Source organism: Corallococcus sp. AB045, assembly GCF_003668895.1.
GTDB classification, from domain to species: Bacteria; Myxococcota; Myxococcia; order Myxococcales; family Myxococcaceae; genus Corallococcus; species Corallococcus coralloides.
Genome location: NZ_RAWN01000274.1, coordinates 1 through 9,955, shown reverse-complemented (window position 1 = coordinate 9,955; position 9,955 = coordinate 1). Strand labels below are relative to the sequence as shown.

The 9,955-nt window shown below is 69.2% G+C and carries 8 protein-coding genes and 1 pseudogene; 5 read left to right on the top strand and 4 right to left on the bottom strand.

All coding sequences use genetic code 11. The features are described from left to right. Nucleotides 1–268 precede the first annotated feature (268 nt). From typA to D7Y21_RS37645, 3 genes are all read right to left on the bottom strand, one after another. A complete protein-coding gene (typA, locus tag D7Y21_RS37655; protein WP_121718272.1) occupies nt 269–2,122 on the bottom strand; it encodes a translational GTPase TypA in 1,854 nt (617 codons plus the stop codon). 166 nt (nt 2,123–2,288) lie between these two features. Then, the gene (locus D7Y21_RS37650) at nt 2,289–3,212 is read right to left on the bottom strand and encodes an alpha/beta fold hydrolase (RefSeq protein ID WP_121718271.1); all 924 of its coding nucleotides are present in this window, start codon (nt 3,210–3,212) and stop codon (nt 2,289–2,291) included. Next, nucleotides 3,209–4,798, bottom strand: a complete 1,590-nt coding sequence (locus tag D7Y21_RS37645; protein WP_120568151.1) for a sigma 54-interacting transcriptional regulator — start codon at nt 4,796–4,798, stop codon at nt 3,209–3,211. Before D7Y21_RS37645 ends, D7Y21_RS37650 begins: the two co-directional genes overlap by 4 nt. A 113-nt stretch (nt 4,799–4,911) precedes the next feature. On the opposite strand from D7Y21_RS37645, the gene D7Y21_RS37640 reads away from it, so the two are divergent. The 5 genes from D7Y21_RS37640 (at nt 4,912) to D7Y21_RS37620 (ending at nt 9,369) form a co-directional block, all read left to right on the top strand. Further along, nucleotides 4,912–5,907: a cation diffusion facilitator family transporter gene (locus tag D7Y21_RS37640; protein WP_121718270.1), complete on the top strand. Its 996-nt coding sequence runs from the start codon at nt 4,912–4,914 to the stop codon at nt 5,905–5,907. A gap of 45 nt (nt 5,908–5,952) precedes the next feature. Beyond that, on the top strand, nt 5,953–6,996 hold the full coding sequence (locus D7Y21_RS37635; RefSeq protein ID WP_120568149.1) for a hypothetical protein: 1,044 nt from the start codon (nt 5,953–5,955) through the stop codon (nt 6,994–6,996). A gap of 10 nt (nt 6,997–7,006) precedes the next feature. Next, nucleotides 7,007–7,564, top strand: a complete 558-nt coding sequence (gene rsmD / locus D7Y21_RS37630) for a 16S rRNA (guanine(966)-N(2))-methyltransferase RsmD (RefSeq protein ID WP_121718269.1) — start codon at nt 7,007–7,009, stop codon at nt 7,562–7,564. A gap of 47 nt (nt 7,565–7,611) precedes the next feature. Then, nucleotides 7,612–8,094 carry a pantetheine-phosphate adenylyltransferase gene (coaD, locus tag D7Y21_RS37625; protein ID WP_120580180.1) on the top strand — a complete coding sequence of 161 codons (483 nt, stop codon included), beginning with the start codon at nt 7,612–7,614 and terminating at the stop codon, nt 8,092–8,094. 81 nt (nt 8,095–8,175) lie between these two features. Further along, on the top strand, nt 8,176–9,369 hold the full coding sequence (locus D7Y21_RS37620; RefSeq protein WP_121718268.1) for a pyridoxal phosphate-dependent aminotransferase: 1,194 nt from the start codon (nt 8,176–8,178) through the stop codon (nt 9,367–9,369). Between the two features lie 93 nt (nt 9,370–9,462). Here D7Y21_RS37620 and D7Y21_RS37615 read toward each other — a convergent pair. Next, nucleotides 9,463–9,955: pseudogene (locus D7Y21_RS37615) on the bottom strand (hypothetical protein); the annotation flags it as partial.

Sequence of the window (9,955 nt, the reverse complement as noted above, 5' to 3'; positions counted from 1 at the left end):
GCGCCGCTGACCCGCCCGAGTCACCCCTCCAGCCCAGTCCCTGAACAGCTCGCTCCTCGCGGCGCTCGCCGAGCACGGTCCGCGTTTGTCATCAAGCCTCCCGGCACGTCACTGGCCGGACGGTTACGATGTCGTGTCCTCGCTGGTTAATGGCGCGGAGTGTCTCGGGTTCCTGTTCCGGTTCATGACGGCGTACTGAAACGAAGAAGGGGCCGCCACCCGCGAAGGTGACGGCCCCTGGATGCTTTCAGGCGCTAGAGCGAGGACTTCAGTCCGCTGCGTCGGCGCGCTCTTCGCGCTTGCGCTCACGCTCGGCGCGGTAGCGCTCGCCCACGGCCAGCGCCTTCTTGCGCATGCGGATGGACTTGGGCGTCACCTCGACGAGCTCGTCGTCGGCGATCCACTCCAGGGCCTTCTCCAGCCCCATCTCGCGCGGCGGGACGAGGATGACGTTCTCGTCGCGGCCGGCGGCGCGGATGTTGGTGAGCTTCTTCTCGCGGCAGCAGTTGACGTTGAGCTCGGACGGGTGCGCGTTCTCGCCGATGATCATGCCCTCGTACACGGTGGTGCCCGCGCCGATGAAGAGCTGGCCGCGCTCCTGGATGCTGAACAGTGCGTACGGCACCGTGTCGCCCAGGCGGTCGGAGACCATGGCGCCGTTGGCGCGCTTCGGGATGTAGCCGAACCACGGCTCGAAGCCGTCGAACTGGCTGCTCATGATGCCTTCACCACGCGTGATGGTGAGGAACTCCGAGCGGAACCCAATGAGGCCGCGCGCGGGGATGCGGAACTGGAGGCGGGTGCGGCCCGAGCCCAGCTGCGCCATGTCCGTCATGCGGCCCTTGCGGGGCCCCAGGCGCTCCGTCACCACGCCCACGCTGTTCTCCGGCACGTCGCAGAAGAGCAGCTCCATGGGCTCGTGCGTCTGCCCGTCCACCACCTTGGTGATGGGCTCCGGGTTGGAGGCGGTGAGCTCGTAGCCCTCGCGGCGCATGTTCTCGATGATGACCGCCAGCGCCAGTTCGCCACGGCCCACCACGCGGAACGCGTCCGGCGTCGCGGTGTCCTCCACGCGCACGGCCACGTTGCGGTAGGCCTCGCGGTACAGGCGCTCGCGCAGGTTGCGGGAGGTGACGTACTTGCCCTCCTTGCCCGCCAGCGGCCCGTCGTTGACCTTGAAGATCATCATCATCGTGGGCTCGTCCACGGTGATGCGCGGCAGCGCCACGGGCTTCTCGAAGTCCGCGATGGTGTCGCCGATGCTGATCTCCTCGATGCCCGCGATGGAGACGATCTCACCCGGGCCCGCGTCCGCGATCTCCGTGCGCTTCAGGCCGGAGAAGCCGAACAGCTTGACGACCTTGCCCTGCTGCACCTTGCCGCCCTCGCGGACGACGGACACGGCCATGTTCGGGGTGATGCGGCCCGCCTGCACGCGGCCCACCGCCAGACGGCCGACGTAGTCGTCGTAGTCCAGGTTGGCGACGAGCAACTGCAGCGTCGTCTGCTCCACAGGCGGCGGGGGCGGGGGCGGGATGTGCTTGATGATGGCGTCGTACAGCGGCTCCAGCGTCTTGCCCGGCACGTCCAGCGACGTGGAGGCCTGACCCTGGCGCGCGACGGTGTAGAGGACGGGCATCTCCAGCTGCTCTTCGTTCGCGCCCAGGTCGATGTAGAGCGAGTACACCAGGTCCAGCACGTCCTTGGCCCGGGCGTCCTGACGGTCGATCTTGTTGATGACCAGCACGGTCTTCAGGCCCATGGCCAGCGCCTTGGTGAGCACGAAGCGCGTCTGGGGCAGGGGACCTTCGGCGGCGTCCACCAGCAGGATGACGCCATCGACCAGGCGCAGACCGCGCTCCACCTCGCCACCGAAGTCGGCGTGGCCCGGGGTGTCGATGATGTTGATCTGCATCCCCTTGTAGGAGACGGCAGTGTTCTTCGCGAGGATGGTGATGCCCTTCTCGCGCTCGAGGTCGTTCGAGTCCATGACCCGCTCGGCCACGTGCTCATTGGAGCGGAAGGTCCCCGCCTGCCGGAGCAGGTGGTCGACGAGGGTGGTCTTGCCGTGGTCGACGTGGGCGACAATGGCGACGTTGCGGATGTTTTCGCGAGAGATCATCAGGACCAACTAACGGAAATGAAGGTGCGAGGAGAGACGCCCAGAACGGGGTTTCTCAATCCCACCGGAACCCGGAAGGCGGGGGCTTATATGCCGGGGGCTTCCCACCTGCAATGAAGGCGGGTGTCCAGCAGGCAAACAATCAGCCCCCCCGCCTGCTGGGCGCTTATCCCACCTCCGGGGGGACTTCCGCGGTTTCCACGCCCAGCCGCTCCCTCAGGAAGCGCTCCACCCGCAGCTCCACCAGGCCCGGGACTTCCAGTGGGGCGGTATGGGTGCCCTCGGAAATCATCAGGAGCTCAGAGGAGGGGATGCGCTCGGCCATCTTCCGGGACAGCCAGCCGGGGGTGAAGCGGTCCTTCTCCCCGGCGACCACCAGGGTGGGCACATCCACGTGCTCCAGGTGGTCCTCGGCGGTGTGGTTGGCCAGCGAATCCAGGGTTCGCACGAAGACGACGGGGTCCATGCGTGCCAGATGGGTGAAGTACGGGGCCAGGTCGTTGCGGGCGATGAGGTCCGGGTTCATCTCCAGGCGGATGGCCAGCTGCACCACCAATTCCGTGGTGAGCGCCCCGTGCACGATGCGCGCGGTGTGCCGGGGGAAGCGCTCCACCGCGGCCCTCAAGGTGGGGAAGATGCGCTTGAGCAGCGTGGAGTCATGGAAGGTGTCCAGCGGCAGGCCGTAGCTGCCGCACACCAGCACCAGCCCCTCCACGCGCCGGGCGTAGCGGCGGTGGAACTCCAGCGCCACCTGCACACCCATGGAGTGGCCGAAGAGGACGGCCTTGTCCATGCCCGCGGCGTCCATCACCCGCGCCAGGTCGTCGCAGGTGTACGCCATGCCGATGCGCGTGCGGTCCGTGGGGACGGTGCTCTTGCCGTGGCCCCGGTAGTGCCAGCGCAGCACGCGGTGGCGCCGGCCCAGGTAGGGCAGCAGGTACTTCCAGGCGAAGCCGTCACAGCCCAGGCCGTCGCACAGGACCATGCCCGGGGCGCCGTCCCCCCGCACCTGGTAGTAGAGGTCCGCGCCGTCCGGCACCCGCAGCGAGTCCTGCCGGAAGGAGACCGCCTGTCCGTGCGGTGCGCTCACGCCTCCACCTCGTCCGTGTCCAGTCCTTCGGGGATGCCCTTGTCCAGCCCGTAGCGGGAGATCTTCAAGAGGAGGTTGGAGCGGCTGATGCCCAGCTCCCGCGACAGCCGGCTCTTGTTGTAGCGGGTGCGCACCAGGCCCTGGTGGATCATCTCCTTCTCCAGGGACTCCACCGCCTCGTGCAGCTTGCCGTGCGCGCGCGGGGCGATGAAGGGCCCGCCGCCGGGAACCACGGCGTCGCGGATGCGGCTGGAGAGCAGCTCCGCAGGGATGGTCTCCAGCTCGCCGCCCAGCACGAGCAGCCGCTCGATTTCGTTCTCCAGCTCGCGGATGTTCCCCGGCCACGCGTACGCGCCCAGGATGCCCAGGGCCTCCGGCGCCAGGCCCCGCGCGCGCTGGCCCTCGCGGTGGTGCTTGCGCAGGAAGTGGTCGATGAGGACGGGCAGGTCGTCCTTGCGCTCGCGCAGGGGCGGCAGCTGCAGGCGGATGACGTTGATGCGGTAGAAGAGGTCCTCGCGGAACTCGCCGCGCTTCACCATCTCGCCCAGGTCCTTGTGGGTGGCGGCGATGACGCGCACGTCGACCTCGCGGGAATGGGTGCCGCCCACGGGCAGGAAGGTGCCCTCCTGGAGCACGCGCAGGAGCTTCACCTGGAGGGCGGGGGACATGTCGCCTACCTCATCCAGGAAGAAGGTGCCCTGATCCGCGACCTCGAAGAGGCCCTTCTTGTCCTTGAGCGCGCCGGTGAAGGAGCCCCGGGTGTGACCGAAGAGGGCGCTCTCCAGCAGGTTGTCGTTGAAGGCGGAGCAGTTCTGCACGACGAACGGCTTGTCCTTGCGCGGGCCGTTGTGGTGGATGGCGCGCGCCACCAGCTCCTTGCCCGTGCCGGACTCGCCGTTGATGAGGACGGTGGAGTCGGAGTGGGCCACCTTCTCCATCAGGCGGAAGACTTCGTTCATGGCCCCGGAGCGGCCGATGATCTTCTCGAAGCGGTAGCGGTTGGACAGCTCGGAGGCCATGGACTGGATGGTCTCCTCCTTGCGCGTGAGCTCCACCTCCTGGTTGGCGATCTCCGTGACCGCGAACTCCAGGAGGTCCGACAGCTTGCTCAGCTCCGAGCCGTCCAGCACCGGCACGCGCTCCGCCGCGCCCTCCAGCTCCAGCATCGCCCCGGGTGCGATGTCGCGCATCTTGCCCAGGAGCACCTGGCCGTCTCCGGGCATGAGCGGCTGCCGGGCGAAGCCCTCCACGAAGAGGAAGCCCTCGTACTCGTTGCGGATGTAGAGCGGCGCGCCCACGATGGACAGGCGCAGGTGGCAGTCATGGAAGAGCGAGCGGCGCAGGTTCTTGGCGGCCTTGAACTTCTCATGCAGCACCCGCACCGACTGGGCACACCGCCGCATCCCCTCCCGCGCCCCCAGCGAGTGGCGGCAGAAGTCGTTGGGCGGCGGGATGAAATCCCCGCGCTGCCAGTCGTGCACCACGCCGTTGCGATCCGCGAACGAAAGCTCCACCTGCCACCACTTGCGGATGACATCCCTCAACATGACAATGGTGTGCAGATTCTGATGCTTCTCGAAGTCCATCCCCGCGTCCCTCGGCCTGTTGCGGATCAGGACAACGGATCTACGGGGTTGTCCGAAATCAATCCAGCGGCACCTGTCCGAATGACGGCGCCAATGGCGTACCCTGGTTCCCTGTGAGCGCACCCCCACATACACACGGCAGGGCCGGGCACGGTCATTCGCACGACCACGACCATGACCACTCGCACCATGGGCATTCGCACGGCCATTCGCACGGTCCGCGCAAGGGCGGGCTGGCGGAGGAGCGGCGCAAGGACCGGCGGCGGCTGCTGTTCGCGCTGGGGCTGACGGCGACCATCATGGTGGCGGAGGCGGTGGGCGGCTTCGTCACCAACTCGCTGGCGCTGCTCTCCGACGCCGGGCACATGCTGACGGACGTGTCGGCCATGGTCCTGAGCCTGCTGGCGCTGTGGTTCGCCGGGCGGCCCGCGGACCTGAAGAAGACCTACGGCTACTACCGGATGGAGATATTGAGCGCGCTCCTCAACGGGGTGCTGCTGCTGGTCATCACCATCTTCATCCTGATGGAGGCCTGGGCGCGGATGCGCACGCCCGCTCCGGTGGAGTTGGGGCCCATGGCGCTGGTGGCGGGCATCGGCCTGGTGGCGAACCTGGCGGCGCTGGGCTTCCTGCACCAGACGCACTCCATGAACGTGCGCGGCGCGTTCCTGCACGTGCTGGGGGACACGCTGTCGTCGGTGGGCGTGCTGATTGGCGCGGGCGTGATGTGGTGGACCGGCTGGTACGTCGTGGACCCCATCATCTCCGTGCTGATTTCGATGATCATCGTCGTGGGCGCGCTGCGGCTGGTGAAGGACGCGGTGGACGTGCTCCTGGAGGCGGTGCCCGCGCACGTGGACCTGGAGCAGGTGCGCTCGCTCATGGCGAAGGTGCCGGGCGTGCAGGCGGTGCACGACCTGCACGTGTGGACCATCTCCAGCGGGATGTACGCGCTGTCCGCGCACCTGGTGGTGGCGGACCCCATGGTCTGCAACAACGACGACATCCTGTCCGCGGTGAAGCACGACCTCTTCGACCGCTTCGGCATCGACCACACGACCATCCAGATTGAGAGCCAGTCCTACGCCCACCTGGGCGAGGTGCACTGACGTCCTTGCGAAAGGGGCGCGGGGCGGGGATTCTCGCCGGCTCCTATGAGCGTGCTGGACAAGGTGTTGTCGCTGCGGCCGGGCAACGTGGTGGCGCGGGTGGGCCCGGGCTCCCGGGTGCCCCTGTTGGATCCACGGGAGCTGCTCGGGGCGCTGGAGTCCACGCCCATGGCGCTGCCGTGCCTGCCGGTGCTGTCCAAGGGTGCGCTGCCGGGCCTCTTGGGCGCGGCCCGCGCGGAGGACTCGGTGCTGGGCCTCTCCTGCCCGCACCCCCTGGCGGACCGGGGCGCGCCGGAGCGCTTCGTGAGGGCGGTGCACGCGGCGGCGCAGGAGGCCGAGCACACCCGGCCCCTGTTCCTCCAGGCCGGCCCCCTCCGGGTGAGCTCCACGGACGCGGACGTGCTGGACGCGCTCCAGGACGGCATCTTCCGCGTGGTGGACGCGGGCTTCGCGCTGGTGTCGTTGGATCTGTCGCGCCTCACCTCCTACGAGGCCGTGGAGGCGGTGAACGCGCTGGTGGGCCCGCTCAAGGAGCGCGAGCTGTCGCTGGAGGTGTCCCCGCCCCAGGTGTCCTCCGGCGGACTGGTGGACGCGTGCGCGACGCTGCTGGAGGGGCTGGCGCAGTGGCAGGTCCCGCTGCGCTTCCTGCGCGTGTCGGACGCGCAGCTGGGGGAGGGCGAACTGGACGTGGAGCTGCTGCGGCGCGTGGTGGAGACGGCCGCGGGGAAGGGCGTGGCGGTGGCGGTGGCGGACGCCTCCACCGGGCCCGCGCGGGGGCTGTCCAGCTACGTGGCCGCGGGTGTGCGCAAGGTGGACCGGGGAGGGCCTTTCGGTCCGCTGGCCCTGCGCGCCTGGCCTCCGGAGGTGCGCGAGCCGGTGGTGGCGCGGGCCCAGGCGGCGGGCATGCCGGCCGGGGAGCTGCTCTCCGTGATGGAGGAGGGGCTGCCGGCCCTGTCGCCTACCGCCCGCGAGACGCTGGAGGCGCTGTCCTTCGCGGAGGCCACGGAGGCGCTGGGGGCGCTGGGGGCGCACCGCTCGGCGTCGGTGGCCATGGCGTTCCTCGCGAAGCCGGGCGGAGACCTGGGATAGAAGGGCGCGCATGCGCATCGTTGCAGGCAGCGCGAAGGGCCGGGCCCTGACGGGGCCCAAGCCGTCGTCCGGACACATCCGCCCCACGGCGGACCGGGTCCGTGAAACCATCTTCAACATGCTGGGCCAGTTCCTGGACGGCCAGGCCGTGCTGGACCTGTACGCGGGCACCGGCGCCCTGGGGCTGGAGGCCCTGTCGCGGGGCGCGGGCCGGCTGGTGCTGGTGGACCAGGACCGCGAGGCCCTGGCCCTGTGCCGCAAGAACACCGACGCGCTGGGCTTCAGCGCCCAGGTGTCCATCCTGGCGCAGCCCGTGGTCCGCGCGCTGGAGACGCTGGGCAAGCAGGGGGAGAAGTTCGAGCTCGTCTTCGCGGATCCGCCCTACGCGGCGCGCGTGGTGGAGACGGTGCTGGAGGCGGTGGTGGCCGCGGGCGTGGTGACGCCGGGCGGCACGGTGATGGTGGAGCACGACAAGCGGGAGGCGGCCCCTGAGGCCCACTCGGGGCTCACCCTGGAGGACCAGCGCCGCTTCGGGGACACCCTGGTGAGCTTCTACCGGGCCCCGTGACGTGCGCTTGACCGGCCCCGTGGGCCCGCCGAGACTTCAACGCACCCATGCCGGTCGCCATCTATCCTGGTTCGTTCGATCCGCCCACCAACGGGCACCTGAGCCTCATCCAGCGCAGCCTGAAGATGTTCGACCGGCTCATCGTCGCCATCGCGGTGAACCCGAAGAAGACGCCCCTCTTCAGCCAGGAGGAGCGCATCGAGCTCATCCGCGAGGCGGTGAACGACCCCCGCGTGGAGGTGGACGCCTTCCACGGCCTGCTGGTGGACTACGTGCACCAGCGCAACGTGAGCGTCGTCATCCGCGGGCTGCGCGCGGTGTCGGACTTCGAATACGAGTTCCAGCTGGCGAACATGAACCGCAAGCTGGCGCCGGACATCGACACCGTCTTCATGATGACGGGTGAGGACTACTTCTACATCTCCTCGCAGCTGGTCCGGGAGGTCGCGACCTTCGGGGGGAACGTGGATGGGCTCGTCCCCCCGAACGTCAACGCGGGGCTGAAGAAGAAGTTCGGCCCGAAACCCTAGGGTCGTTCCCCAGGGGCATCCGGCCCACGCGGCGCGCGAGCGGGCTTGTCCGCTTCGGGAGTTCCGCGCTAGGCAGGGCGCATGAAACTCGCCCGCCGGCTGCAAGCCATCAAGCCTTCCGCCACCCTGGCCCTCAACGCCCGCGCCAAGGCGCTCGCCGCCAGTGGCAAGGACGTGGTGGTGCTCGCCGCCGGTGAGCCGGACTTCGACACGCCGGAGTTCGTGAAGCAGGCGGCCATCGACGCGCTCCGCACGGGCTTCACCAAGTACACCGCCACCGCGGGCATGCCGGAATTGCGCGAGGCCGTCTGCCGCAAGCTGGAGAAGGACAACGGCCTGAAGTACGCGCCGGATCAGGTGGTGGTGACGGCGGGCGGCAAGCAGTCGCTCTACAACTGCTTCCAGGCGCTGCTGGACGAAGGCGATGAGGTCATCATCTTCGCGCCGTACTGGGTGAGCTACCCGGACATGGTGCACCTGGCGGGCGGCACGCCGGTCATCGTCCCCACGCGCGAGGAGGACGGCTACGCGCCGGACCCCGCCGCCATCAAGAAGGCGCTCACCCCGCGCACGCGCGCCATCGTGCTCAACAGCCCGGCCAACCCCACGGGCGCGGTGTACTCGCGCGCCACGCTGGAGGGCATCGCGGACGCGGTGCGCGGGCACGACTGCCTCATCGTCACCGACGACATGTACGAGAAGCTCCTCTACACGGGGGAGCCGTTCCTCAACCTGGGCAACGTGGCGCCGGACCTGGTGCCGCGGCTGCTGGTGTCCAATGGCCTGTCCAAGTCCCACGCGATGACGGGCTGGCGGCTGGGCTACGCGGCGGGGCCCAAGGCGCTCATCTCCGGCATGCAGTTGGTGCAGGACCAGTCCACGTCCAACGCGTCCTCCATCACGCAGAAGGCGGCGCTGGCGGCGCTCAACGGCCCCTCGGACACCATCACCGCGATGGTGAACGAGTACCGCGAGCGCCGTGACTTGTTCGTCGCGGGGCTCAACGCCATCCCTGGCATCCGCTGCCGGCTGCCGGAAGGCGCCTTCTACGCGATGGCGGACGTGCGGGGCCTGCTGGGCAAGACGTACAAGGGCAAGCCGCTGACGGACTCGCTGCAGCTCTCCGAGGCGCTGCTCAATGACTTCCTCGTGGCGGCGGTGCCCGGGGAGCCGTTCGGCGCGCCGGGCTACATCCGCATGAGCTTCGTCACGTCGCGCGAGGTGCTGCAGAAGGGCCTGGCGCGCCTGCGGGACTTCACGGCCGCGCTGGGCTGAGGCGCCCAGGTCAAGACATCCCCGGCGGTATCCGCGCGGTTGCTCAAGCTTGCACGCGCAGTGCGCTGGGTGGCCGGGCGCTCCTTGGCGTCTTCAGTCCGTGTACGCGAAGGCGTGCCAGGTCAGGTCCGGGCTGCCGCGGAAGAGGAAGATGGCCGCGTGGCCGGAGAGGTTGCCCACCGCGGCCCAGGTGTCCTTGAGCACGCGCGGATCCAGCCCCAGGCGCGCGGGCGGCTTGCCGTACTTCTTCTCCATCTCCGCGATGGGCAGCACTTCGATGTCGTAAAGGGTGATGAGGTCCGTGCGCCGCGTGCGCAGCTGCTTCACCCACGCCTGGATCAGCTCATCCGGGGTGTTGAAGCGCTTGTCCTCCAGCTGGAACGGGTAGAGCAGCTCCACGGAAGCGTTGCGCACATCTCCCGTCAGCAGGCTCTGGAAGAGGAAGCGCGCCTCGTTGTGGATCACCGCGCGGGCGATGCCCTCGGGGGACAGGTCCTCTTCGGTGGGACGCGCGGCTTCACGGCCCGGGCCCAGCTGGACGCTGCCCGCGGTGGAGGGGGCGTCATGAGGCGGACGGCCTCGAAGT

Bases quoted from the DNA above. Each gene is read 5' to 3' on its own strand.
- D7Y21_RS37635 (WP_120568149.1), top strand. From the start codon at position 5,953: ATGAGCGTGCTGGACAAGGTGTTGTCGCTGCGGCCGGGCAACGTGGTG.
- rsmD (WP_121718269.1), top strand. From the start codon at position 7,007: ATGCGCATCGTTGCAGGCAGCGCGAAGGGCCGGGCCCTGACGGGGCCC.
- D7Y21_RS37620 (WP_121718268.1), top strand. From the start codon at position 8,176: ATGAAACTCGCCCGCCGGCTGCAAGCCATCAAGCCTTCCGCCACCCTG.
- typA (WP_121718272.1), bottom strand. From the start codon at position 2,122: ATGATCTCTCGCGAAAACATCCGCAACGTCGCCATTGTCGCCCACGTC.
- coaD (WP_120580180.1), top strand. From the start codon at position 7,612: ATGCCGGTCGCCATCTATCCTGGTTCGTTCGATCCGCCCACCAACGGG.
- D7Y21_RS37645 (WP_120568151.1), bottom strand. From the start codon at position 4,798: ATGGACTTCGAGAAGCATCAGAATCTGCACACCATTGTCATGTTGAGG.